The sequence below is a fragment of the Collinsella sp. TM09-10AT genome, assembly GCF_003436275.1.
In the GTDB taxonomy this organism is placed as follows: Bacteria; Actinomycetota; Coriobacteriia; order Coriobacteriales; family Coriobacteriaceae; genus Collinsella.
This window is the reverse complement of the sequence record NZ_QSOP01000008.1, coordinates 11,786-36,726: the sequence shown is the minus strand read 5'-3', so window position 1 is coordinate 36,726 and position 24,941 is coordinate 11,786. Positions and strand designations below refer to the sequence as shown.

General features: G+C 59.5%; 25 protein-coding genes and 6 tRNA genes. 2 read left to right on the top strand and 29 right to left on the bottom strand.

All coding sequences use genetic code 11. The annotated features are described in order from the left end of the window. Positions 1-3 precede the first annotated feature (3 nt). The 4 genes from DXD77_RS04800 to DXD77_RS04785 all read right to left on the bottom strand — a co-directional run bounded on the left by DXD77_RS04800 (position 4) and on the right by DXD77_RS04785 (position 3,735). Complete coding sequence (locus DXD77_RS04800; RefSeq protein ID WP_089572665.1) at positions 4-732, bottom strand: response regulator transcription factor; 729 nt, start codon at positions 730-732, stop codon at positions 4-6. 64 nt (positions 733-796) lie between these two features. Beyond that, positions 797-1,672: a phosphate ABC transporter ATP-binding protein PstB gene (gene pstB, locus DXD77_RS04795; RefSeq protein WP_199409003.1), complete on the bottom strand. Its 876-nt coding sequence runs from the start codon at positions 1,670-1,672 to the stop codon at positions 797-799. Positions 1,673-1,775: 103 nt separating this feature from the next. Beyond that, positions 1,776-3,014 carry a sensor histidine kinase KdpD gene (locus DXD77_RS04790; protein ID WP_117647938.1) on the bottom strand — a complete coding sequence of 413 codons (1,239 nt, stop codon included), beginning with the start codon at positions 3,012-3,014 and terminating at the stop codon, positions 1,776-1,778. A 25-nt stretch (positions 3,015-3,039) separates the two neighbouring features. Then, a complete protein-coding gene (locus DXD77_RS04785; protein WP_117647936.1) occupies positions 3,040-3,735 on the bottom strand; it encodes a response regulator transcription factor in 696 nt (231 codons plus the stop codon). Positions 3,736-3,932: 197 nt separating this feature from the next. Here DXD77_RS04785 and DXD77_RS04780 point away from each other — a divergent pair, with 197 nt between their 5' ends. Then, positions 3,933-5,273 (top strand): D-alanyl-D-alanine carboxypeptidase family protein, encoded by a 1,341-nt coding sequence (locus tag DXD77_RS04780; protein WP_158549088.1) that lies wholly within the window; start codon positions 3,933-3,935, stop codon positions 5,271-5,273. A gap of 131 nt (positions 5,274-5,404) precedes the next feature. Here DXD77_RS04780 and DXD77_RS04775 read toward each other — a convergent pair. The 7 genes from DXD77_RS04775 to serS all read right to left on the bottom strand — a co-directional run bounded on the left by DXD77_RS04775 (position 5,405) and on the right by serS (position 10,867). After that, positions 5,405-5,495, bottom strand: a tRNA-Ser gene (locus tag DXD77_RS04775). 92 nt (positions 5,496-5,587) lie between these two features. Further along, positions 5,588-8,029 carry a lipopolysaccharide assembly protein LapB gene (locus tag DXD77_RS04770; RefSeq protein ID WP_117647932.1) on the bottom strand — a complete coding sequence of 814 codons (2,442 nt, stop codon included), beginning with the start codon at positions 8,027-8,029 and terminating at the stop codon, positions 5,588-5,590. A gap of 185 nt (positions 8,030-8,214) precedes the next feature. Next, positions 8,215-8,291: transfer RNA gene (locus tag DXD77_RS04765), tRNA-Arg, on the bottom strand. A gap of 159 nt (positions 8,292-8,450) precedes the next feature. Then, positions 8,451-8,527, bottom strand: a tRNA-Arg gene (locus DXD77_RS04760). Between the two features lie 353 nt (positions 8,528-8,880). Beyond that, positions 8,881-8,957, bottom strand: a tRNA-Arg gene (locus DXD77_RS04755). 77 nt (positions 8,958-9,034) lie between these two features. Beyond that, complete coding sequence (locus DXD77_RS04750; RefSeq protein WP_117583806.1) at positions 9,035-9,412, bottom strand: hypothetical protein; 378 nt, start codon at positions 9,410-9,412, stop codon at positions 9,035-9,037. 171 nt (positions 9,413-9,583) lie between these two features. After that, positions 9,584-10,867 carry a serine--tRNA ligase gene (gene serS, locus DXD77_RS04745; RefSeq protein ID WP_117647930.1) on the bottom strand — a complete coding sequence of 428 codons (1,284 nt, stop codon included), beginning with the start codon at positions 10,865-10,867 and terminating at the stop codon, positions 9,584-9,586. A 111-nt stretch (positions 10,868-10,978) separates the two neighbouring features. Between serS and DXD77_RS10465 the strand changes: the two genes are divergently transcribed. Continuing rightward, entirely contained in the window at positions 10,979-11,152 is a 174-nt protein-coding gene (locus tag DXD77_RS10465; RefSeq protein WP_168170424.1) for a DUF6724 family protein, read from the top strand. A gap of 157 nt (positions 11,153-11,309) precedes the next feature. Here DXD77_RS10465 and proC read toward each other — a convergent pair whose 3' ends face one another. The 18 genes from proC to DXD77_RS04655 form a co-directional block, all read right to left on the bottom strand. Beyond that, positions 11,310-12,080, bottom strand: a complete 771-nt coding sequence (gene proC / locus DXD77_RS04740) for a pyrroline-5-carboxylate reductase (RefSeq protein ID WP_117647928.1) — start codon at positions 12,078-12,080, stop codon at positions 11,310-11,312. A 73-nt stretch (positions 12,081-12,153) separates the two neighbouring features. Continuing rightward, positions 12,154-12,624, bottom strand: coding sequence for a 23S rRNA (pseudouridine(1915)-N(3))-methyltransferase RlmH (gene rlmH, locus DXD77_RS04735; RefSeq protein WP_117563694.1), 471 nt, complete (start codon positions 12,622-12,624; stop codon positions 12,154-12,156). 6 nt (positions 12,625-12,630) lie between these two features. Beyond that, entirely contained in the window at positions 12,631-13,569 is a 939-nt protein-coding gene (locus DXD77_RS04730; protein WP_055250521.1) for an SPFH domain-containing protein, read from the bottom strand. 289 nt (positions 13,570-13,858) lie between these two features. Beyond that, positions 13,859-13,945, bottom strand: a tRNA-Leu gene (locus DXD77_RS04725). 43 nt (positions 13,946-13,988) lie between these two features. Further along, the gene (locus DXD77_RS04720; RefSeq protein ID WP_117647926.1) at positions 13,989-14,906 is read right to left on the bottom strand and encodes a TatD family hydrolase; all 918 of its coding nucleotides are present in this window, start codon (positions 14,904-14,906) and stop codon (positions 13,989-13,991) included. Next, positions 14,896-15,756: a 16S rRNA (adenine(1518)-N(6)/adenine(1519)-N(6))-dimethyltransferase RsmA gene (rsmA, locus tag DXD77_RS04715; protein ID WP_117563696.1), complete on the bottom strand. Its 861-nt coding sequence runs from the start codon at positions 15,754-15,756 to the stop codon at positions 14,896-14,898. The genes DXD77_RS04720 and rsmA overlap by 11 nt, the downstream gene beginning before the upstream one ends. Before the next feature lie 110 nt (positions 15,757-15,866). Then, positions 15,867-17,468, bottom strand: coding sequence for a methionine--tRNA ligase (gene metG, locus DXD77_RS04710; RefSeq protein ID WP_117563697.1), 1,602 nt, complete (start codon positions 17,466-17,468; stop codon positions 15,867-15,869). Positions 17,469-17,537: 69 nt separating this feature from the next. Then, the gene (gene rsmI, locus DXD77_RS04705; protein WP_055250527.1) at positions 17,538-18,416 is read right to left on the bottom strand and encodes a 16S rRNA (cytidine(1402)-2'-O)-methyltransferase; all 879 of its coding nucleotides are present in this window, start codon (positions 18,414-18,416) and stop codon (positions 17,538-17,540) included. Positions 18,417-18,422: 6 nt separating this feature from the next. Further along, complete coding sequence (locus DXD77_RS04700; RefSeq protein ID WP_055309641.1) at positions 18,423-19,484, bottom strand: glycoside hydrolase family 5 protein; 1,062 nt, start codon at positions 19,482-19,484, stop codon at positions 18,423-18,425. Positions 19,485-19,966: 482 nt separating this feature from the next. Beyond that, positions 19,967-20,039, bottom strand: a tRNA-Phe gene (locus DXD77_RS04695). A gap of 123 nt (positions 20,040-20,162) precedes the next feature. Further along, positions 20,163-20,447 (bottom strand): ribbon-helix-helix domain-containing protein, encoded by a 285-nt coding sequence (locus tag DXD77_RS04690; RefSeq protein ID WP_117563700.1) that lies wholly within the window; start codon positions 20,445-20,447, stop codon positions 20,163-20,165. An 82-nt stretch (positions 20,448-20,529) separates the two neighbouring features. Beyond that, a complete protein-coding gene (locus DXD77_RS04685) occupies positions 20,530-20,889 on the bottom strand; it encodes a DUF192 domain-containing protein (RefSeq protein WP_055250533.1) in 360 nt (119 codons plus the stop codon). Next, a complete protein-coding gene (locus DXD77_RS04680; protein ID WP_055250534.1) occupies positions 20,886-21,362 on the bottom strand; it encodes a TadE/TadG family type IV pilus assembly protein in 477 nt (158 codons plus the stop codon). Before DXD77_RS04680 ends, DXD77_RS04685 begins: the two co-directional genes overlap by 4 nt. Beyond that, positions 21,362-23,422, bottom strand: coding sequence for a hypothetical protein (locus tag DXD77_RS04675; protein ID WP_117645939.1), 2,061 nt, complete (start codon positions 23,420-23,422; stop codon positions 21,362-21,364). The genes DXD77_RS04680 and DXD77_RS04675 overlap by 1 nt, the downstream gene beginning before the upstream one ends. 64 nt (positions 23,423-23,486) lie before the next feature. After that, complete coding sequence (locus DXD77_RS04670; protein WP_117645941.1) at positions 23,487-24,023, bottom strand: TadE/TadG family type IV pilus assembly protein; 537 nt, start codon at positions 24,021-24,023, stop codon at positions 23,487-23,489. After that, positions 23,959-24,177, bottom strand: a complete 219-nt coding sequence (locus DXD77_RS04665; protein WP_117563704.1) for a hypothetical protein — start codon at positions 24,175-24,177, stop codon at positions 23,959-23,961. Before DXD77_RS04665 ends, DXD77_RS04670 begins: the two co-directional genes overlap by 65 nt. A 1-nt stretch (position 24,178) precedes the next feature. Continuing rightward, positions 24,179-24,742, bottom strand: coding sequence for a hypothetical protein (locus DXD77_RS04660; protein WP_147325415.1), 564 nt, complete (start codon positions 24,740-24,742; stop codon positions 24,179-24,181). After that, the gene (locus tag DXD77_RS04655) at positions 24,706-24,939 is read right to left on the bottom strand and encodes a hypothetical protein (protein ID WP_089572694.1); all 234 of its coding nucleotides are present in this window, start codon (positions 24,937-24,939) and stop codon (positions 24,706-24,708) included. The genes DXD77_RS04660 and DXD77_RS04655 overlap by 37 nt, the downstream gene beginning before the upstream one ends. Positions 24,940-24,941 lie beyond the last annotated feature (2 nt).

The following is a 24,941-nucleotide window of genomic DNA, read 5'->3' as shown; positions in this document are numbered from 1 at the left end:
GGGTTACTCCTCCGATGCGGTGGCCGCGGTGTCGTCGCCTTCGGCACCATCACCGGCAGAAGGCTCGGCCAGGCGATAACCCACGCCGCGCACGGTCTCGATGGCGCTGGCATGCTCGCCCAGTTTTTGGCGAAGCGTCTGCACGTGCACGTCAACGGTGCGCGAACCGCCGTCGAAGTCCCAGCCCCACACGCTCTGCAGCAACGACTCGCGGGTAAAGACCACGCCGGGCTTGCGCATGAGGTACTCGAGCAGGTCGAACTCGCGCAGGGTGAGCTTAAGCGGCTCGCCGGCAACGGTCACCTCGCGATGGCTAGGCGAAAGCACGATGTCGCCCACGCTGAGCACATCGCTCGCCTGCTTGACCATGCCGCCGCGACGCAGCAGTGCGCGGCAGCGGCTCGCAAGCTCCATGAGCGAAAACGGCTTAGTCAGGTAATCGTCGGCACCGCCATCGAGCGCCATCACCTTGTCGAGCTCGGTGTCCTTGGCGGTAAGCATCATGATGGGCACCGTCGCCGTCAGGCGATCGGCACGCAGGCGACGCATAATCGCCAAGCCATCGGTGTCGGGCAGCATGATATCGAGCAGCACAGCATCGGGCACCCGTCGCGCCACGGCAGCTTTAAACTCGCCATCACACGAAAAGCCCTCGGCCTCGATTCCCTGCTTGCGCAGCGCGTAGACTGTCAAATCCCTGATGTTGTCATCGTCCTCGACGTAATAGATCATGTTGAACCCCTTTGCGGCCGATATGACCGCATCTTAACCCTAAAGGCACCTGTAAAAGACAGCGTCAGCCAAAACGCCCCGTCAAATAATCCGCGGTGCGCGGATCGGACGGATTCTTAAAGAGTTGCGCGGTGGGCGCGTGCTCCACCAGCTCACCCAGCAAAAAGAACGCAACCGAATCGGAAATACGCGCGGCCTGCTGCATGTTGTGCGTCACGACCACCAGCGTGCAGGTCTCCTTGAGCTCGCAGGCCAGCTGCTCCACCACCAACGTCGACACAGGGTCGAGTGCCGAAGTCGGCTCGTCCATCAGCAGAATGTCGGGCTGCACGGCAAGTGCGCGGGCGATGCACAGGCGCTGCTGCTGTCCACCCGAAAGACCCAGGCCCGACTCTTTGAGCTTGTCCTTGACCTCGTCCCACAGGGCAGCGCGACGCAGGGAGTCCTCGACCAGCTCATCGAGCACGGCGCGGTCGCGCACACCCATACCGCGAGGACCGTAGGCGACGTTGTCGTAGATGCTCATGGGAAATGGGTTGGGGCGTTGGAACACCATGCCCACGCGCTGGCGCAAACGGCAGATGTCGCAATCGCCCAGGATATCTTGACCATCGAGCGCAATCTTGCCCTCGATGCGGCAATCCTTGATGCCGTCGTTCATGCGGTTAAAGCAGCGCAGCAACGTGGACTTTCCGCAGCCCGAAGGCCCGATGAACGAGGTGATCTGCTTGTCGCGGATCTTGATATTCACGTCCTTGAGCGCATGGTGGTCGCCATAGAACAGGTCGATGCCCTCGACATCGATGCGCGTCGGCGAGGCGGCAAGATCCTCTGCCGTGGGGCGAGTCGCATCCCCAACCTCGCGCTCATGCGCGGCCTCGGCCTGCGCTTCCATGAGTTCTTCAAGCTCCGTGGGCTCCACAGCCGCAGCAGCCGTCATACCGCACACCTCCATATCGATATCAATTCAGCAGTATCGATAGTAGGAATCGCGGCTCATACGCACGTGAGCACATTGTCAAGTGTTTGTAAGGGCACGCTAGCTATGCGGCGGGCAGCTCGATGGTGAATATCGTGTGTTCGGGCGTCGATTCACATGCAACGGTACCGCCGTGTGCCGCGATGATCTCCTTGGCAATAGCAAGGCCCAAACCGGCACCACCGCGATTGGTCGCACGCGCCGCATCCAGGCGATAGAACTTCTCAAAGATCACCTTGAGCTTAGCCGCAGGGATAGGATCGCCCTGATTGATAAAGCGCACGCGCACGCCGCCATCGTCTTGGCGCCTGGCCTCAATCGTGATAGTCGAGCCCTCATAGCTATAGGCGACGGCGTTTTTCATGATGTTGTTAAACACGCGGGCCATCTTATCGCCATCCACGAGCACCGTCAGGTCCTCGCGAATATCAACCTGGGCTTCCTTATGTTGCTCGTTGAGGATGGGATAGAACTCGTCAGCCACCTGAGCCAGCAGCAACCCCAGATCAACATAGCCGCGCGTGAGCACGATATCGTGGAAGTCAAAGCGCGTGATATCGAAGAACTCTTCGATGAGTGCATCGAGCCGGTGCGCCTTGTCGAGCGCCACGCCCGTAAAGTGCGCACGTTGCTCAACCGGCAGCTCAGGAGCCTCTTGCAGCAGCGAAAGATAGCCCACCACACTGGCAAGCGGGGTGCGTAGGTCATGTGCCAAGTACGTGACCAGATCGTCCTTGCGATGAGACTCGTCACGCAAGGCCTGTTGCACCTTGCGCTCGCGATCGCGCACACGGTTGAGTGCGCCCTCGACCTCCAGGAAGTCGCCGTCGATGTTGTCCCAGGTGTCGGGGTGATCGATCAGGCGATCTTGAATACGAGCGGCCAGCACACAATCGGCATGCTGCTCGCCCTGCTCATAGCCCTGGTAGTACAGGGCGCGGCCGCAAAAGAACAGCACGCACACGGCAAGCGCCAGCACAAAGCCAAGCATGTTGAATACAAAGCCGGCATCGAACAGCACCGGCCCTTCGATGCCGCCGAGCGCCATGGCGCCAATCGCCAACGTCATGGCCCACGCGGCACCGCCAATCACCACGCAGCGGCGTACGATTTCAAATCGATCGATCAGCAAAAAGCCGACAAGCAGCACCGCCAAGATTCCAGCGATGTTATCGATGCCAATCAGCAGCAGGCTCAGCAAAAAGAGCAGCACCGTTGCAAGCGCGCGGTTGTCGACGACCGACCTCACGTATTCAAAGAGTCGATCGGGCACCTCGAATGCCTGCCTATCGTCTTTTGTCATATCCACTTCCCCACCATCAAAGGCGTTATTCGATTATGTAGCCGACGCCCCAGACGTTTTTGATAAAGCGCGGCTTTTGAGCGTCGTCACCGATCTTTTCGCGCAGGTGGCGAATGTGCACCATCACCGTATTGTTGGAGCCGGGCATATAGTCCTCGTTCCACACCGCGCGGAACAGGTCCTCCACGGGCACTACGCTGCCGCGATGCTCGGCCAGATACAGCAAGATGGAATACTCGATGGGCGTGAGGCGCACCGGCGCACCGTCCACCGTCACAGAGCGGGCGTCGCGGTTGATCTCGAGGCCGTCGAGCTGGATGATCGGCGACTCGGCCGCCTGTGCGCGGCTGCCGTAGCTGGTATAACGACGAAGCTGAGCATGAACGCGCGCGATGAGTTCCAGCGGGCGGAACGGCTTGACCACGTAATCGTCTGCGCCAAGCGAAAGGCCCTCGATCTTGTCTTGCTGGGCATCGCGCGCCGTCAGCATGATCACGGGATAGGTATGGCTGGAACGGATCGTACGCAACAGCTCAAAGCCATCGATATCGGGCAGCATGACATCCAGCAGCGCCAGATCGAACTCTTGCTCCAAGATTGCCTTGGCAGCATCGGCCCCGCTATAGGCGACCTGTACGTCAAAGCCTTCTTTTGTAAGGTAGATGCCAACTAGGTCGGCGATGGCCTTCTCGTCATCAACTACCAGTATGCGCTCGTTCATGCGTACTCCTCTCGCGCTCCATTATGCCCGAGGGGGCGCCCGTCACACACAACAAGCGTGGGTGATTAAGTCGGCCTTAAGCACCCTTGTGCCCGTTCGGGCGCGGATGTGGGCCACGCACGCACGCGATGATCGCCGATGCCGGCAAACGATATACTCTAGTTCCAGAAGAGACCATCCCGTCGAAAGCGAAATCTGTGAAGTCCCTCACCTCTTTTGCAAAGCGCTCAGCCCAGCTTGCCGCCGGCTTTGTCTGCGCTATCGCCCTTACCGCTGGCGCGCCCACCGTCGCCGGCGCCCAAGTGCTCACGACCGACAATGTCTGCGGCAAAACCGCCGATGCACGCGGCATCATGGCCGAGAATCTACCCGATATCGATGCGACCAATGCCTTCGTCATGGGCAAAGACGGCACCGTCTACTATGGGCGCGGCGCCGATGAGCAGGTCAAAATCGCCTCGATCACCAAAGTCATGACCGCAATCCTAACCGTTGAGAATTGCAAGATGGACGAGAAGGCCACGGTGAGCAACGCCGCAGCCACCGTGGGTAATTCGACCGCCGGCTTGCTCGAAGGTGACGGGCTTACCGTGGAGCAGGCGCTGCGCGGCCTGATGATTCCCTCGGGCAACGACGCCGCCATCGTGCTCGCCGAATATGTGGGCAAGAAGATCGACCCTAAGACCAAAGACGCCGAGGCCACATTTGTGAAGGCCATGAACGAGCGCGCTAAGAAGCTCGGCTGCACCGGCACGGTCTTTGAGAACCCACACGGTCTGGACTTTGATGAGTGGACTGGCGATATGCACTCAACCGCACACGACGTAGCGCTGATGATGCAGGAGGCCATGAAAAACGACACGATCCGCGAGGTCGTAGCGAGCGAGGATTCCTGGATCGAGGTCACGGGCGCCGACGGCACCGACCATTCGCATTCTATGGACACGCATAACTATTTGCTGGGCCAAGATGGCAACATCGGTGGCAAGACCGGCACTACCGACGATGCAGGCTATTGCTTTACGGGTGCCTACAACCGCGATGGCGACGAGATCTACACCGTCGTTTTGAACTCCACCACCACCGACCAGCGCTTTACCGATACCGCAATCCTTGCCAATTGGTACTACGGTCACAAGGTGACGGTCGCAATCGCCAACACGCAGGAAAAGACCGCCAACGGCAACCCGCTTATGGCGCGCATTGGTCAAACCGACTGGACTGATAAGACGATCGACGCCACACTCGCCGATCCTACGGCGCAAGCGACCGTGTTTTCCCTTGCCGGCGAGGTGACCGAAAAGGTTAGCTACGACGATCTTTCGGGCACGGTGCATGTGGGCGACAAGGTGGGCAGCATTACGCTCAAGCAGGACGGCACCAAGATCGCCGTCATGGACCTGGTTGCCGACGAGGAAGGCGCAGGGCCAAATCCCATTGAGTGGCTACTCGTGAAGCTCGACCGCCTGGGCCGCCGCATCGACAACCGCCCACTCACGGCAGAAAGCGAGACCGTCGCCAAGGCGCCCGAGGTGTAAGGTCGAAGAACAATATACTCGCTGAAAGGAGGTGTCCGAAAGGATGCCTCTTTTTTTGAGGGTTCGAATCCCCAGCCTCCTTTCTCCGCACAAAAAAGGGTCCCAAATGGGACCCTTCTTCAAATTCGTACTGGCGGAGAGCTGGGGATTCGAACCCCAGATGCCCTTTTGGGGCATACTCGCTTAGCAGGCGAGCACCTTCGGCCTCTCGGTCAGCTCTCCGTAACAGCCGTTCTATAGTAACCAAACAGCCAAGGATGAGCAAGAGGAAATTTTCTAATTGCCTAGCAGCCTTTCCTCCTTGAAAGCTTCGCCTACCCCAGCGAGCGGTTGAGGGAGCCGAGCTCGTCGTTGCCCATGGTGCGCCACATTTGGAAGATGCAACCGCGTGCCAGGAAAAAGAAGCCGTTGTCGACCAGTTGCACAGCGGCATCGGCAAGCTGATTCGTCACGGCGGACACCGGCGGCAGCTCGAGTCCAGCCTTGCGGATGGTCTCGACCGCTTCCTCGAACGTCGGAGGCTCGCTGACGCCCATCTCGTTCATAAGACCCTGCATTTCTTCCAGCGCGTTGCTGCCCGACTCCTCGCCGCGCGGCACCAGACGGTAACAAGCCAGCGCCAGGTCGAGCTGATCGCAATTCCAATAGGCAAACGCCAAGCGATAGAACAGGTAGCCGATTGCAGAACGATCGCTGGCAATACGTAGGCCGTGGCGCGCCACCTCGATAATCTCGTCAAAGCGCTCCAGACGCGCAAGCACGTTGATGAGCGCAAAGTGCGATTGCATGGACGAGCGCGCCGAATCGTAAAGATGACGCACCTCGGGCAGCACTCGTTCAAAGTCCTCTTGCTCGGCGTAAAAGCTGCAGATCTCGTGCTGGGCAAAGTACAGCGCATCGGGCGCACGAAGGATTCGCACAGAGCGGTCTTCTTCCAACACCGGTAGCACCATGCGCACCAGCTGGTTATCACAAAACTGCGTTTGAACCGGACCTGTCGCCAAAAGCTCGGCGACGGCGCACTTAGCCTCCAACTCCTCGACAAGACGGGAAAAACCTTCAAAAGCACCTGTACGGTCGACTTTTGCCTGCTCGCGCAATTCAACAACACGGGCCACGTATGGGTCATCGTCCTCTTCCATGACCTCCAACTCGTCAGCCTTATCGGCAAGCAGCAGATCGCGCAGCGCCGGCGGCAGCGTGCGATGGTCATCACGCGGACGAGCATGAACCTCCGCAGGTTCAATCGTCTCCGGAGCAGTTGACTCATACGCCTCAAGCATACGCTTGCACGGCATATCGTCCATGTCCATGCTCTCAAGATCCTTGGCGACAGGCACGCAATCGGCCAGATAGGCCGCGCGCCCAAAGAAATACGTTGCGACAACGCGCTCGCCCTGCTCACTGTCGGGAGCAGCAATCTGCACATAGCAGCGCGTGATGCAGGTGCCCGCGGCAAAGCACGCCGCCGCAAGCGTGAGCGCCACGCGCGCATCGTGCTCCGCGGCCCAGATCGCACGCGTGTCCTCTTCCAGCTCGCGCCAGGCGTCATCTTGAGCGTCGTATTCACGTTGCGGCATGGCATCCACGACAGAGTGCCCAAACCGAACGAGCATAATCCCCTCGGCAACGTTTGCCCGATAGGTATAGTCGAGCCGCGTAATCACGTTGAGCGTCTCGACGATACGCGCGAAGCGGGTGCGCACGTCCCACTCACCGCCCGGCTGACACGCCACCGTCCCCGGTTTGCCCCACGGGTTATCGCTTGAGACCGTATCGAGCAGTCGGGGAACATCGTTGGTCGTCTTGGCGATATGCCACGCATCAAAGAGCGCGCAGCCCTCAAGGCTCGGCGAGGATGCCGCGGGGACCAATCCGGCCCCAATGCGCTCAAGGATGCCGGAGAGGCGGTTGAGACAGCACTCGATCGCAAGCAGCATGTCAATCTCGTCCTGGTCCAGCAGGCTGCGATCAAAATTGAGATAGAAAAGCTTTGAGCGATCGATGCGAGCCAGGCTCATCTCGGACTTAGCGGCGATGGTGCGCAAGCGGGGCAAGTCAATTTCACTCATAAGGGCGGCGGCATAGCGCTCGATACCGCTCGGATTCTCGGCATGGTCAACGCGGTAAAGCAGCGTCTCGATAGCATCAGGGAGCGGTGCCGTGTTAAAGCCCAAAAACACCTCGACCGGCTCGGGCAACTTTACGAGCTTGATCTTGTCGATAACATTTTGCATACCCTCGTCGAGTCCGCCGGCGTCCGCCGTGCTCGCAATGGCATTTTCGGAGTCAGCGAATATCACGTAGCGCAGGAACATCGATGCCATGAACTCGCCGTAAGGAAGGGAGCGGGTCGAATTCCATGTCTCGTGGTCGGACTGCTCGCGCATGGGGCCTTCGGGAGAGCCGACGGTTCGCGCGCACGCGCGCATTGTGCCGTTGGCTCCCCGAACCACAATCTCACCAATACCGGAGTCCGACTCGTCAAGGACCAGTTCCATGTCGGGATCGTTGGGCAGCGGAGTCTCGCTAACGGGGCGGTCCACCTTGTACACCTCGCCCGAAACGCTTACGTAGCCCAAAAGCGACACATGACTTTTGCCAACGAATTCGACGACATAGCAAGATTCATGCTGATCCTCGCCAAAGAGTTTCCAGACCACGCCATATGAGCGTCCCGCAGGCTGCTCGGGCATCGCCGGAAAGCGCTTTTTGGGATCGAGAAACCTGAGCTTGTATGTCGGACGCTCTGCCACGAAGTATCACCCTGATCGGTCGCTTGAAGAAGGAGTGGTCGCGAATAAGTCGCGACATCTACTCGGAATCTTACACGAGTCGACAGGAAATCGTCCGCTTTACGCCAGCGCCTCGACCGAGGTTCGAATCAATGCGGTGTTTACGTAAAAGAAAAGCCCCCGTTGCCGGGAGCTTTAATCTCAAATGGTGCGGCGTATAGGATTCGAACCTATGACGTTCTGATTCGTAGTCAGACCCTCTATCCAGCTGAGGTAACGCCGCAACTTGTTGATTATTATGCACAGGGACTGAATAATGGTCAAGCATTTTTTCAAAAAAAGTTATCGAATTTGATTTTTAATCATTTGGAGGGCTTGGCGCGATCTTCGACGCATCGCGATATAAGAAAAGCCTCCGTTACCGGAGGCTTTAAAGTTCAGTTGGTGCGGCGTATAGGATTCGAACCTATGACGTTCTGATTCGTAGTCAGACCCTCTATCCAGCTGAGGTAACGCCGCAACGCACGGATTATTATGCACGCGACCCCCCGATGGGTCAAGCGACAATTAGAAAAAATTTTACGGAGTGATAATTAAGTTGTTCGTGCCTCGACCGAGGTTCGAATCCATGCGGTGTTGCCATAAAAGAAAAGCCCCCGTTGCCGGAGGCTTCAAGTTCAATTGGTGCGGCGTATAGGATTCCGCGCATCCGCTGCGCGGATCCGCGCCGGCTTCGCCCGCCTGCCGGCGTGCTCGCCCGCTCGCTACGGACGCTCCGCGTCCGCTTCACGCTCGCGCCTCGACCGAGGTTCGAATCCCTGTCTGGTCTCCAAAAAAGAAAAGCCCCCGTTGCCGGAGGCTTCAAGTTCAATTGGTGCGGCGTATAGGATTCGAACCTATGACGTTCTGATTCGTAGTCAGACCCTCTATCCAGCTGAGGTAACGCCGCAGCGCAAAACATATAAAACCACTTTAGCTTATTGGAGTCAAGCACAATCTCAAACTTTTTTGTGGAACGCAGTTTTGTCATGCTGCTCCGCATATACCGTCGTTCCCCGTACGATCGATTGGCTTTTCGATCACGTCAAACTTAGCATCAAGTTCCCTCAGGAGCGATCTCACCCGCTGGGCACAATCATAATCGGCAAACGAGATACTCAACATGCGAGCAACCTGGTTAGATGTCCGGACCCCATAGAAATGCTCCAGGGCCACAAGCCCCTCGTGCGCCACAAACGTCTCAACCACATGCGGCGACTCCTCGTAGCACCATTGGGTCAACGGACCCTCGCTCGTCTGTCGAACCACCAGGCCACCCATGCCAGACGGCTCACACGTCACAAGCAGGTACTCCCCGCCCTCGTCGCTCTCAAACAAAACCACCCGATCATCAAACAGCTCCATCGCGTCCCCTTTCTCTCGCTCTTATTTAGCAAAAGCATAGCAGGTAGATGGCTGTATACAGAACAGTTGTTCGTGTGTTTTCTATTGAGCTGTCCGCACAGCATGGTATGGCCGCACACAAAAAGGGCACCCCAAAAAGGAGTGCCCTAGCAAATCGCTTATGCAGCCAATCTACGCGACCGGCTCGATCTTCTCGAGGCCGCCCATGTAGGGACGCAGAACCGCGGGGATCGTGATGGTGCCGTCAGCGTTCTGGTAGTTCTCCAGAATGGCTGCCATGGTACGGCCAGCCGGCAGACCGGAACCGTTGAGGGTGTGCAGATAGCGCGAACCCTTGAAGTTCTCGGGGTCGCGATACTTGATGTTGGCGCGACGGGCCTGGAAGTCACCGCAGTTGGAGCAGGAGCTGATCTCCTTGTAGGCGTTGTAGCTCGGCAGCCAGACCTCGACGTCGTAGGTCTGACGGGCAGAGAAGCCCAGGTCGCCGGTGCACAGGCTAATCACGCGATACGGAAGACCCAGCTGCTGCAGCAGGAACTCGGCCTCGGCGGTCATGCTCTCGAGCTCCTTGTCGGACTCCTCCGGCTTGGCAAACTTGACCATCTCGACCTTGTCGAACTCGTGCTGGCGAATGATGCCGCGGGTATCGCGACCAGCGGAGCCGGCCTCCTCGCGGAAGCAGGGGGTGAAGGCGGTGTAGCGGCGCGGCAGGGTATCGGCGTCGAGGACCTCACCGGCGTGCAGGTTGGTGAGCACGACCTCGGCGGTGGGGATCAGGAAGTTGTCGCCCGAGACGTGATAGGCGTCGTCCTCGAACTTGGGCAGCTGGCCCGTGCCGAACATGGTCTGACGCTTGACGACGATGGGCGGCCACCACTCCTTAAAACCACGGCTGGTGTGCGTATCGAGGAAGAAGTTGATGAGGGCGCGCTCAAGACGGGCGCCGGCGCCACCGAGAACGGTGAAGCGGCTGCCGGAGAGCTTGTTGCCGCGCTCGAAGTCAAGGATGTCGAGGTCGGTGCCCAGATCCCAGTGCGGCTTAAAGTCGAAGTCGAACTCGCGCGGGGTGCCCCAACGACGGCGCTCGATGTTCTCGTCCTCGTCCTTGCCGTACGGCGTGGCCTCGCAAGGAATGTTGGGCAGGTGAGCCATGAAGTCGTACTGCTCCTGCTCGAGGGCGGTGCGGCGCTCGGCCAGACCGTCAATCTTCTCGTTGACGGCGCGCACGGCCTCCTTGGCGGCCTCGGCCTCGTCCTTCTTGCCCTCCTTCATCAGGGCGCCGATCTTCTTGGACTCGGCATTGCGCGTGGCTTGAAGTTCCTCAACCTCGGTGATGACGGCACGACGCTCGTCGTCGAGCTCAAAGAACTTCTCGCGATCCCAAGACGTCTGGCGGTTAGCCATGGCGACATCGATGGCATCGGGGTTCTCGCGAACAAACTTGATATCAAGCATTAGATCCTCCGGCGATATACATTCCATTTAGGTTGCAACCTTGTACATGTATGGGCAAGTATATACTTATGAGCGTTTACGACCCAACTCAACTACGCAAGAAGGCACCCAATGGACGCAGTTTTTTCCTTTTTGTTTGGCACCCGCACCGGTTTTGCCATCCTTTTCGCCGGCGGCATCCTGCTGTTTGCGATTATTGCCTTTGTAATGGAGAAGCGCACCCATAAGATGTATGTCGACCGCGGCCCCAAGTCCGAGGACGAAGAAGACAGCTTCTGGGACTAACCTGCCAAAAAGGGACAGGTTTATTTTGGTCGGTTTTATCTGGGCAAACGCAAGTGCCCCGCAACTGGAATTGAGCCAGTTGCGGGGCACTTTTCGCTAAAAGGACAAAACCGCAGGAAAAACCTGCCAAAATAAACTGTCCCTTTTTTGGTCGGTTTTACTGGAGGGTTGCGTCGATTGCCTTGACCAGGGCGCTGCGCATGCCGGCGTCCTCGAGTGCAACGACGCCCTTGATGGTGGCACCGCCGGGCGAGCATACGGCATCCTTCATCGCCGCAGGATGCTGGCCAGTTGCAAGCTGCAGCTTTGCCGTACCCAGCACCATCTGGCTCACAATGCGATAAGCATCCGCACGCGGGATACCGTGCTTGACCGCCGCATCGCCCAGGGCCTCGATTGCCATGGCGACAAACGCCGGAGCGCAACCACCCACCGTGCCGCCCACAAACAGCAGGCTTGTGTCGAGCTCGACGACAGCGCCAAGCTTACCGAGCAGGTCGAGCACCACAGCACGCTGCTCGTCGTTAAGCGTCGAAGCCTTCTCGCAGGCGATGACGCCCTCGCCCACCGAAACCGGCGTGTTGGGCACCGTCGAGATATGCGCGACGCCCGGCAGGACCTGCTCCCACTTGGCACTGTCCCAGGTCCAGGCAACCGACAGAACGACCTTTTTGGCAAGAGCATCCTTGAGCGGGGCGAATACCTTCTCGATCATGTACGGTTTGACCGCAGCGACCACGATATCGGATGCGGCGACAACCTCGGCGGCATCGTGGCAGGCGACCATGCCGCGCACCTCGCAACGCTCAACCAGTGCGTCGTAGCGACCCGCGCAGGCGCACATGTCGCTCGCAGCTACACCGGCAGCGATCCAGCCATCGGCCATAGCGCTCGCCATATTGCCAAAACCGACAAATCCAATCTTCATATCGCATAGTCCTTTCAGACACATTCCTCAAAACGAAAGGTATTGTCCCACGCCATTGTTTCGTATTGCCGACCTATTTGTGATACGGCTCGCCACGACTGATCTTGCAGGCACGGTAAATCTGCTCCAGCAGCACCACACGCGCCAGGTTATGCGGCAAGGTAATGCGTCCAAAGCTGAGCATCTCGTCGGCTCGTGCGCGCACGTCATCGCTCACGCCGTCCGAACCGCCGATTACAAAGGCAATGTCGCTGCTGCCTCGCAGCATAAGATCGTCGAGCCTCGCCGAAAACTCCTCGCTCGAGCGCTCCTTGCCCTCGATAGCCAGCAGGATCACATGCGCTCGAGATGGCAAGGCGGCAAGAATCGCCGCCCCCTCCTTGTCGCGCGCGGCATCCACGCCGCCCGCCTTAGCCGGGTCGATATCGGCCACCTCGCGGATATCCACCTTGGCATAGGCACCTAGGCGCTTGGTGTACTCAGCGCACGCGTCCTTCCAAAAGCGCTCCTTGAGCTTACCGACGCAAACGACGGTGTATTTCACGCGCGTCTACTCCTTCGAATCGTTTTGAACTTTGCCGGCGGCCAGCATCTGCTCGAACATCGAGGCCGACTGCGAAAAGTCGCTCGGCAGCACGACCGTCGAGGTTTTACCCGTGCGAGCGAACTCCGTCATCATCTCGGACCACTGCGTAAACATGAACAGTTGGTTGGCCTCGTCATTGCCGACACCCGTCTCCTGGATGATCTCGAGCGAATCTTTGATACCCAGCGCGATGGCCTTGCGCTGGTTGGCGATGCCCTCGCCCGCCTTTTCCATAGCCTCGGCCTCGGCGGTCGCCTCGGTGACGCGCTTGATGCGGTCGGCCTCGGCGAGCTCCTGCGCGGCAGCGCGCTTGCGCTGGGCAGCGTTGATGTCGTTCATGGAGTTCTCAACCTCGGTCGGCAGTGCGATTTTGGTGATGAGCGTCGACACGAGGGTGAAGCCGTAGGCGGCCATCTGCTCGGAAACGGTAGCGTTGACATCCTTGGCGATGTCATCCTTCTTGGCAAAGACCTCATCGAGTGTGTAGACGGGGATGGAGGAGCGCAGGGCGTCGGTGATGAAGTCGCGCATCTGGTCGACGGGCTCCTGCAGCATGTAGTAGCTCTTGTAGATGCCCGAATCTGCCGGGCCGGCGCCCATGTCGTAGCTCACGTGGTACTGAGCGGAGACCTCAAGACCGATGGTCACGTTGTCCTGGGTCTTAACGTCGATGCCAAAACCGTTTTTCATGGTGCGCAGGCTCACCGTGGCGGCCTTGCGGTCGATCACGGGCACCTTCACGTGGAAGCCCGCGTTGACGATACGGTTGAACTTACCCAAGCGCTCGATGATTACGGCGTGCTGCTGTTCAACGACATAACAGGCGTTGGGGAGCAGCAGCAACAGGATGATGATGGGAATCAAAAGGCTGGTAAGGGCGGCGATGATACCGGAAAACAGCATGGTCTCTCCTCTGATAGGCACACGTTGGTACTAGGATACCCGTCCAAGGAGATCGTGCACAACAAAAAGAGCTCCCATTGCTGGGAGCTCTTTCAATCCATGGTGCGGGCGAAAGGACGTCCGCCTATCCGCTGCGCGGATCCGCACCGGCTTCGCCCGCCTGCCGGCGGACTCGCCAGCTCGCTAAAAACGCTCCGCGTTTTCTTGACGCTCGCTCCTTCACAGGTTCAAGTCCCTGCGATGGGCACATAACAAAAAAGCCCCCATTGCTGGGAGCTCTTTCAATCAATGGTGCGGGCGAAAGGACTTGAACCTTCATGGGGTTGCCCCCATACGGACCTGAACCGTACGCGTCTGCCAATTCCGCCACGCCCGCGTGCAGGAATTAGAATAACGGAGCGCCATCGCGAACGCAAGAACTATTTTTGAAAAAGTTTGCAGGCATTTTCCCAAGCGGCTTGCGCGATTGTTTCGGCGTCCTCACCAGTGCGATCGACACGGTCGTTAACCAGCGCGTTTGCCGTAATGGAGATCATTGCGGGCTCGCATTCAAGACCGCGGATGGGCTCCGGAGCCATATACGGGCAATCCGTCTCGAACAAAATGCGGTCGAGCGGGGTCGCCGCAAATGCCTCGCGCACGTCGTCGTTGCGCTTAAAGGTGGCCGCACCACCATAGGCGATATAGCAGCCCAGCTTCACAAAGCGCTCCATCGTGGCGCGGTCCTCGCCAAAGCAGTGCAGCACACAACCGGCCTGGGGCACGCCCACCTCACGAAGCACGTTGTACGCATCCATATGCGAGGTGCGCTCCCCATCCGAGTCCTCGTGCCGCAGGTGCAACTCCACCGGCACGTTACGGCACGCGGCAAGCTCGAGCTGGCGCGCCATGCAGTCAATCTGCACGTTAAGAGGTGCCGGCGCGATATCGTCATCATAGTCCATGTGGTAGTCCAGGCCGATTTCGCCAATACCGGCGCATAAGGGGTCATCGAGTGCGGCAACGACCTGTGCGTGAACGTCGTCGGTATAGTCCGGCGCGCCATACGGATGCACGCCGGCAAGATACTTGATCTGCGGGATATCCTGCATCGGCAGAATCTCGCGCGTCAGCCAGTCGCTATAGTCCGTCACGCTGCGCTTATCGGCAATGGGATCGAAGACCGTCACCAACAGGTCGATGCCCGCGGCTTTGGCGCGCACGAGTGTCTCGGGCACTTCTTTGCCCCAAAACGAAAGCAGATGCGCATGCGTGTCAGCAAGCGGTGCCAAGGGCACGGGACAAGCAACTGTCTTCTTTTTCTTGGTAAACGTCACGCGTTCGGCATTAGGCATCATGGATTAGCTCCTGGGCCAGACGGACAAAGTCGGCAACATCAAGCGTCTCGGCGCGCGTGGTGGGTGCGATACCGCAAGCCTCAAAGGCGGCATCGAGCACGTCCTTGGCAAAACCGTTGGCGCTCATGGAATTGCGGATGGTCTTGCGACGCTGAGCAAATGCAGCGTCAATCACGCAGGCCACAAATTCGCGATCGAGTTCTTCGGGCACCACACCGTCAACACGGTCGATACGCACGACGGCCGAGTCCACGTGCGGCGCCGGCATAAAGCAACGCGGCGGCACCTCAAAGCGACCCGTCACCTGCGCATACAGGCCGAGCTTTGCCGTATAGCCGCCATAGGTCTTGTTGCCCGGCACTGCGGCAATGCGATCGGCAACCTCCTTTTGCACCATGACGACAGCGCGCTTAAGCGCGGGCATCGTCTGGAAGAACTGAAGAATGATCGTCGCCGCCACGTTATAGGGCAGATTCGCGACAAACACCGTGGGTTCACCACCGGCGGCCTGCTCAATCTGCTCCGGCGTCACCTTGAGCGCATCGCCCATGATAAAGCGGAAGTTGGCATAGTCGGCGGCGTGGGCATCGAGCACCGGCTCAAGCTCGGGATCGGCCTCAATGGACGTAACGCACGCCGCTTCCTGCAGTAACGCAAGTGTCAACGTTCCACAACCCGGACCCACCTCGAGTACGCGCTCGTCACCTGCAAGCTCGGCAAGCTCGCAGATACGCTCGATCACATGATTGTCGATTAGAAAGTTCTGGCCCAGGCGATGCTTGGTCGCAAGGCCAAACTCCTCCAGCAGCTCCCTGGTGGCCGTGGGGTTTGCCAAAGGCGAAGTTGTCATGGTTGCCTCCTTAGCATGATGGCGGCGTCTTGAAACAAAAGGGCATGGACCGTGGCGGCCATGCCCTTACAGCTAAACAGCAAATTGCCGATATGGCGCTCGCGCGGTCTCTACGCCAGACGCGGGAACAGCGGATCGCCCTTCTCGACGGGCTGACCACCAGCAAGCAGGCCCCAAGCGCAAATGCCCTTGAGGTCGTCGCTCGCGGCCTCGCCCTCACAGGACAGGCGGCGCAGAGCCTCGACAGAAGTCTGAGGCATGAGCGGCATCAGCAGGTGGGCGGCGATGCGGATGGCCTCGAGCAGGTTGTAAATCACAAATGCCAGCTCGTCAGCCTTGGCCTCGTCCTTGGCAAGCGCCCAGGGCTCGGAGTCCTCGATGTAGTGGTTGGCGGCATGGATGAGCTCCATGACCTCATCCTTGGCTCCGCCGTAATCGAGCATGTCCATCTTGGCCATGTAGCGCTCGACCAAACCGTCGGCAATCTTTGCCAGCGGGTTATCGAACGCGTCGGCAGACGCCGGTTTAGCCGGGGCGCAGCCGTCAAAGTACTTTGCGCTCATGTTGAGCGAGCGCGAAATGAGGTTGCCCCAGCTGTTGGCCAGATCGGCGTTGTAGACCTGCTCCATGCGATCGAAGCTGATGGCGCCGTCGGTGCCGGGGACCACGTCGGTCATAAAGTAATAGCGATAGCCCTCAACGCCCAGCATGTCGATAACGTCCTGCGGAGCGATGGCGTTACCGCGGCTCTTGGACATCTTCTCGGCCTTGCCGGTCTCGGCATTGCGCACGGTCAGGAAGCCGTGGGCAAAGACGTGCTCGGGCAGGGCCTCGCCGATGGCCATGAGCATGGCGGGCCAAATGACGCAGTGGAAGCGGATGATGTCCTTACCCACGATGTGGAACTGCGCGGGCCAGCGATAGGCCAGCTCGGCACGCGCCTCGTCGGTGTCGACACCGTAGCCGACGGCCGTCATATAGTTGAGCAGCGCATCGAACCACACGTAGGTCACGTGACCCTCGTCAAACGGGACCTGAATGCCCCAGTCAAAGCTCGTGCGGCTCACGGAAAGGTCGTTAAGGCCGCCCTCGACAAAGCTACGTACCTCGTTCATGCGGAACGCAGGCTCGACAAAGTCGGGGTGCTCGTCATAGAGCTTGAGAAGCTTGTCCTGGAAGGCGGAAAGCTTAAAGAAGTAGGACTCCTCCTGCACGCGCTCAAGCGGACGGTGGCAGTCGGGGCATAGATGCTGGCCGACGCTGCCGTACTCCTCGTCGCCCTTCTGGACCTGCGTATCAGTGAAGTAGGTCTCGTCAGGCACGCAATACCAACCGTCGTAGCTGCCCTTATACAGGTAACCGGACTCCTTCATGCGCTCCCACAGATACTGCACGGCATGATGCTGGCGCGGCTCGGTGGTGCGGATGAAGTCGTCGTTGGAAATCTCGAGCTTGCTCCAAAGCTCCTTGAAGTGCGGGGCCTGGCTATCGGTCCACTCCTGCGGCGTCATGCCATGCTTGGCTGCGGCCTCGGCGACCTTCTCGCCGTGCTCGTCCATGCCGGTCAGGAACTTGACGTTATAGCCGGCGGAACGGCGATAGCGAGCCTGAACGTCGGCGATGATGGTGGAATAAGCCGTGCCCAGGTGCGGATCGGCGTTGACGTAGTAGATGGGCGTCGTGATAAAGAACGAAGGCTTGCTTTGATCCATGGGGTTTGTCCTCCAGAAAAACGTTGCATACAGAGGATGATTCTAGCGCAAGGGCTGGATATCCTCCATCTATTGCATATCGAGCACCATGGCATAGACATCGCGCTTGCGGCGCGAATACTTCTGAGACAGGCGCTTGGCCACCGCAGACGCGGGCTCCCCCTCCTCGAGCGCGGCGCGGATATCCTCGCGCAGGGCCTCGTCGGGATCCGCTACCGCAGCGCCAACCGGCGCGATGCCGGCCTCCTCATCCTCGCTCGGCGGCGCGATGACCAGCGCAATCTCGCCCTTTACCTCGCCGCGAGCACGCAGCTCCTCGGCAAGCTGGTCAGCGGGCCCGCGCAAGACCTCCTCGTGCAGCTTGGTGAGTTCGCGGCAGACGGCAACCTCACGCTGGGGAAAGACCTCCGCCACGGCCTCGAGCGTCGCCACGATGCGATGTGGAGACTCGTAGAAGATGAGTGCGCCGGGCACCACGGCAAGGCGCTGCAAACGGCGCACACGGTCGCCGTGCTTTCGGCCCAAAAAGCCCTCGAAGAAAAAATGCTCGCAGGGAATGCCGGACGAAACAAGCGCCGTGACGCAAGCAGAGGGCCCGGGAATAACTTCGACGGGCAAATCGGCCTCACGCGCCGCCTCGACCAGCGCCTGGCCGGGATCGGACACGCTCGGCATGCCGGCGTCCGAGGCAAAGGCGAGGGTCTCCCCCGCCAGCAGACGGTCGACCAGGCCGGCAGCGCGGCTAGCGATCACATTCTCGTCGCAACGGACAAGCGGCTTGGAAATGCCCAGGTGCATCAGCAGCTTTGACGTCACACGCGTGTCTTCGCAGCAGATGACATCGGCAGCGGCAAAGGCCTCGCCAACGCGCGGGGACAGGTCACCCAGGTTGCCGATGGGCGTGCCGACCACATAGAGTTTGCCCGTATGGGCGCTGTTTTGCGTCATATCAACCTATTCAATCATGCCGCGCTCGAGCGTACCGAGCGCCGCGCGGGCGTCCCATGCTGCAATGCGCTTCTCGGTCTTCCACGTTTGGAAGAACCAACCGGCAGCCGGCGCAAACGAAGCCAGCTGGTTGGCGATAAACACGCGCTCGTAGGCATTGCGGCCCTCGGGCGTAACCGACGAGTTGGCAAAGATCGCCGCGCCCGACCATTCGCCCACCAGCACGGGGAACCCAGTCGAAATCGCTTCTTTAAGCTCGCGCTTGTTACGCGAAATCGCCGTCGTCAGCCCGCGAGGGCTCGTGATGTCGAGCGCATACTCGTCGCGGTAATGGTACAGGTGAAGGTCCATGTAGACGTTCTTGTACTTGGCGCCGCGCATAAAATGCTTCCACTCGCTGGGATGCCCCGACGACGAGAAGACGACGATCTTATCCTCGGGCATATACGAACGGACGAGCTCGTAGGCATCGCGATAGAAATTGCGCAGGTAGTGAGCGGGAATGCCATCCGTCATGGTGAAGAGGCTCTTGCGAACGCTCATCTGCGGCGTGTCCAGCAGCTCAATGCCCAGCAGGCTCTCGGCCTCGCCATAGCGATCGGCCAAGCGCTCGAGCACGTCGAGTGCGACATGACGGCCGTTGGTGGACGAATGCCACTCGGCAACAGCCTCCGGCGTGGTGGGCGAATCGTTGGAATCGCCCTGGCCACCGGGCACGGTTGCCAGATCGAGCAGCACGCGGATGTCGTACTTGGCAGCCCACTCAATTGCACGGTCGATGTAATCGACAACCGATATGTAGGAGGCATCGGACTCCTGTGAGCCAAAGGCATACCAGGGCACCGGCAGACGCACGGCATTGAGACCGATCTGCGCCATGCGGCGAAAATCGTCCTCGCTCACAAACGTCTCGTAATGGCGGCGCATGCGCTCGTTATAGGCGGCGGTACCCATGGCCTCCTGTAGCTCAGCCGCGTTGGATGCACCGGTCGCCGCGTACAGCGACGGGGTCACCCAAGGCTCGGGAATAAACCAGCCAGAGAGATTAACGCCGAGTATCCTCTCCATCACTGCCCCCTTCGGATCATGCAGGTCGAACCCGCATCGTATTGCATAGGATAAGTATCGTTTTGAGTATACCCGCGTGTGCGGACAGGCGACCGAACGGTCTGTAAAGTGACGCGAAAGTGGGAGGAATGTCTGGGGCGGGCGGGCTCGGAATGGTGCGACGAGGTGTGTACGCGCGCCGGAGGCAGGCACCGGAAAGTGTGTCCCGTTCTGAGCCCTTATTCTGGGACGCAGTTTCCGCAGAACCCTACATAAAAGAAAAGGACCCCTTTGCAGAGGTCCTAGTCAATTCAAGGTGGCGGGGAAGGGAATCGCGTCCGCGCGCTGCGCGGACGGACCGCTGCGGCGCTTACGCGCCTTGCGAGCTGCGCTGGCAAACGCTTACGCGTTTACTCAGCTCCGCGCCCTCACGGGGTTCGATTCCATGTGGGGGCTGCATAAAAGAAAAGGACCCCTTTGCAGAGGTCCTAGTCAATTCAAGGTGGCGGGGAAGGGAATCGAACCCCTGACACGAGGATTTTCAGTCCTCTGCTCTACCAACTGAGCTACCCAGCCATTTGAGGTGTGCCTTGTTTCAAGGCTTGATTAGTATAACCAAGGACGCGTTCCGGTCAACCGAGAATTTTAAAAAAGTTTTTGAGCACAGCCTCGGTTCTATAAATCGGCACGTCAGAGACATCAGCCGGCAGCAAGAAGTTTTTCGCTCAGAGCCGCACGGGCAAACTCACTTGGCGTCATCCCCTCGGCAGCCGCCCGTCGACGAATGGCCTCCTTCATTCCCAGAGGAATCTTGACCGACAGCGTTGCCGTCCCCTCACCTGAGAGCGGGGGCCGTCCAAGCACGATCCCACCAACGGTGTGTTCGCCATCCGGAAACTCTCCGCGCTCGTACGACTCACACCACGCGTCAATCATTTCATCCGTTACAACCTGACCATTAGCGGCCGTATACGTCTTGCCCATCATCGACCCCTTTGCCGAGCCTGTTCAATCTCCTGCCAAACTTACCCAATTTCGTATGACGAAAGTCCGCTGTCGCCAATTCTTAAGTCGGCACGCGTTGGAGAGCAGGGGTCGAAACAATGATTGAAGAGCGTTCTAGTGCGGCCCAGGCGCCGGGGTAGGAACACATACGCCAGGGACATACGTTTTCGTAGCGCGCGAGGATATTGCCGTCGCGATCGATGAAGGCGATGTCGATGGGATAGGCCATAAAACACGTGTGGACCGAAGAGCAGCGTGGAAACGCCATGACGAGCGGCAGGCCGTTGGCGGCAACCGGACGCCGTCCCAGCATGCCGCGCAGGCGCATGACAAACGACTCCGCCACCGCAAACTCGGCCGGCGTCCAACCCAGCCTATTGAGTGCCCGCGCGTAGGCGATGTAGGACGAGACCGCGGTCACATGACCACCCCCGGGCGCCATGGATCGACCGTCACCGCGCGCTCGTGCGACAACGTTGTCGGCGCCCCCAGCGGAACGCCAGCGATGCTGAGAGAAGTCGGCCACGGCTCATAGTGCATGGTGCAGGTGTAGGTCCTAAACGTACCGGATAGGGAGAGCAGGCCACCATCCGATGCCTCCGCGCCTTGCTCGCTCGACACTTCGATCTGCAAGTCATAGCCTTTCATGGCATTCAGAATTTGAGTCTGAACCGTCGCCGAGGCATCGGCAGAGCTTTCGTCGCCCTCCCCCTCCGACGCCACGGCGTGCGCCAACACGATGTCGGGCACCACGCGGTCGAAGCGCGCGACAGCGCTGGCAAAGATCATGACGTTGTATACGATGAGTGCCAGCACCAGCAAAACGGGCGTAACCACTGCCATCTCCACCGTCGCTTGGGCGCGCTCCTCGCGCAGACGCATGCGGATACTCATTACGACCCACCGCCCAGAGCGCCAACCAGCGTGGCGACATCGACGGTAAGCGGGATGGAGCCGCCGCCGGGCAGAGGAATCTCCGCAAGTGTGAGCACCGTACCGCTGATGGTGCGTTCGACTTGATATTCCAACGCCTCGCAAAGCGCCTTGGGATCGGTCACGCCCAACGGAATACTTCGCAGCTTGTCTTGCGCTTGAGAGAGACCGGCAATGTCAGACCCCGGGCTCTTAATGACGTTGGCGGAATCGGTCAGCACTGGCTTTCGCAGGCGCAAGTCGCACGGTTCCAGACCCAACGCCGCCACGGACGCCGAAACGGTATCGCCGAGCCATGATGCGATGGAGCCCAACGCGCCGCTGCCCCCTCCTAGGCCTTTAATCATCTCGTCCATAAGTTCGTCGGCCGAACCTTGGATATCACCGTATCCTACGAGCAGCCGTCCCCAAACATCCATGACGCCGTCGAGTACGCCGGCAACGCCACCCGAGCGTTCCTTCAATGTTGAGAAAAATCGCGAAAGCACGTTGTTTTGCGCCGTCGCCTCATCGGGCGCCAGCACCGCGGCAGAGATGGCACCGCGACTGCCAAGCTCAACCGCCGTGTTAAACGAAGAGTTAAGTTGATCGGGGCTGGCAATATCACCCGAAACTGCAAAGGCGACTACGCCGTTGCGGCCAGGTGGGGCGATACGCGGACGCTCGCCCGAAAGCGCTTTGATGGCCTGGTCAAACGCATTGCTCGCACGGTCGGCCTCATCCTCGGTCTGACGCATGAGCTCAAGCTCTTTGTTCCGACATTTGACGTATTCCTCCAAGGCCTTTTTGAACTCGTCGAAGTGATATTCGAAGCCGTTTTCGATAGAGGTTGAAGGCGCCGCAACAGCACCAAGCGACGAAACGCCAAAATGGCATTTGCTGCATTTATCCTGTCCATCGTAATCGGCAACCGAAGCAAATCCGCTCGGCGTCCCTTTCTTATAGTTAGGGCAGGTCGTCCCGTAATGCAGATACGCCTTGTCATCGTTCACGCTCGTCGGCCACACCGCATCGGTATAGAGCTCCGTCGCCCGAACCTCATCAGAGTTGCGCGGCAGCAGCGGAATATAGGAGGAAACCCTGTCTCCGTTCTCGGTTATATGTGCCCGATCGACCTCCGCGCTCGCATAGGTATAAAACGCCTTACGCGCCGCAGACTCTGCCTTCATCTCGACACTCGAGCCGTGGGGCTTCTCATTTGTCAGACGCCAATGGTAGTAGTCCTTCGCGCGATCAAGGGCAACCTGGGGCTCCCACGTAACGCTCGATGAGTAATGCGGATTTTGAACACCGGAGAGATCCGTTAGGCTTTTCGCACGCTCCCACATGCAAGAACAGCTGCCGACCGAGCCCTTGTCAGACCCACCACAATCCGCCAGCCAAGCACGCTCTTTAGCCTTCGCCGTGTCCTCAGAAGCCTTCCGCAGCTCCTCGGCCGCACCCTCTAAATCATCTGATGTGTCTTTAATGGTATCGGTCGAGATCTCTGATCCTTTGAGCGCAGCGAAGTCAGACTCGGATGTCCTGGGCACGGCAAGCGCCGTACCGGTATAGGTCACACTATCGGTATCCTGCACCGACACCGCCTGCGTGGCACGCGCGGCGATCAGATACGGCAGGGCCGTCTCGATTTTCTGTAAGCCTTCCGATGCGCTTTTGGCAAACTTGTTGCGCGTTTTAATGATCTCAATCCCGGTGTCGACCATATTGCCGGCAACCGGCTCGGCACCCGGGATGAGGATGGCGACCAGGCCCGTCCCGATCGTGGCAAACCCCGCCAGCCCCAGACTCAAGATGCTCGCATCAACCACCGTGGCAGCCGTGTGATAGGACGACACTACGTTGGCACCCGCCAGCGCGCCGCTATCGGCAGCCACCTGGGTGTCCCCCGCGCGCGACATGCTCCATATCGCCGCCGTCGACGAAAACAGCAGCGTGAGCACCACTAGGATGACCACGGCAGAAGAAAGCGTGGTATAGGCGCCGTCTTCGATAAACAGATCGACACCGGCTCGACCCATAAAGCCGCCTCGCTTGCGATGGCAGCTCGGACGGTGCGTCAAAACGCGTCTAGACCAGAAACGCTTAATCCCATGCAGCAATCCACGAATCATAATCTCCCTCCAGCCATTCGGGACGCGATTGATACGAGACATCGACCTTGAGCTCAACGTAGCCGCCCTCGGCGGTACCACCCATAGCCTGCGCAAGCGCACCGATCACAGGCAACGGCTTGACCTCGCCGGAAACGGACACGGACGAGACGCCACCCGCACCGGCCCGGCCAAGCTCGATATCCCACGACAACGGCCCGCCGGCATGAAAGATCGAAACGTTGGGCACTGCGGCAAGTCGGCGGCGGGCGAACTCCTTAAGATCGTCGTCCTCCGCCGTCGTCGTGGTCATGAGCCGCGCGGTCTCGGCGGCGGCAGACTCCATGACCGCGCGCGTATAGAGCAGGCACACCGGTTGCAGCGCGAGAAGGATGAGTGTCAGAAACGTCGGCAGCAAAAAAGCGGCCTCGACCGTAGACTGCGCCCGGTCCTCGCGCGCGGCATCAATACAACGCGATGTCCTTAGCGGCCGCAGCGGCGTCGATAACCGACGTCGAGGCAACGCCATGGGATGCCGCCCGCTCAACCAGCGCCGCCAAGCGCCCATCGGTGCCGGCACGCCAAAGCCCCGCGATCGCCAGCACGATCGATAACAGCGCCACCGTGACGATGGCGTATTCGACCGTCGCCTGGGCAGATTCCTCACGCAGGACATCATGCATTTCACGATCCCTCCTTTGAGTCCGTTGCCTGCGGGCTCAGGCGCACGGCGCGCAGACGACACGAAGCATCGCCAGCATCCGCGGCAATTGTCACCATATCGACCCAGCCGCGTCCGTCGCGCACGATGGCGCCCCACACGTTTCCCTTGATGTCGAGATAGCCGCTCAGAGCAAGTTGCGCCGTGGGTACCTCGCGATAGGCACGCAGCATATCCGCCGCCGCTTCGGTCATCGGTCGGTCCTCGGACCATGCAAGTCGGACCGCAATCGCGTTGCCCTCAGGCGAATCCGTCGCAGTGCCAGACCGCTTGTCGAGCGTCCGCAGAAAGTTTTGCGCCGTGACAGCGACATCCGAATCGTCCGCATCTCGCATCTCATCTTTTTGAGACGCCGCCGCCGAATCTGAGCCCAAATCGGAGGCGGTCCCAGGACGCTGCTGCCGCGCGGCGTTAAGCCCCCAAAGCACCGTCGCTATCGCCACGGTCAGGCAAGCAAACACCAGCAGCACCCCGATGGGGCGCTCGCCCTCTACAGGCTGTTGATGCCCTCGCTGATAGCGTTCCATAGATCTTGGACCTTGCCCTTAAATGCGACGATGGCGATAATCGCGATCACCACGAGCACGCCGACCAAGATGGCATACTCGGTGGTACCCTGTGCACTCTCCTCCTGCAATAGTTCCTTGGCGCGCTGACGAACATGTGCCGCCCGGCAAAACGCCCAGCCCTGGACCTTGCCAGCAGCGTCAGTCATCGTGTTCATGT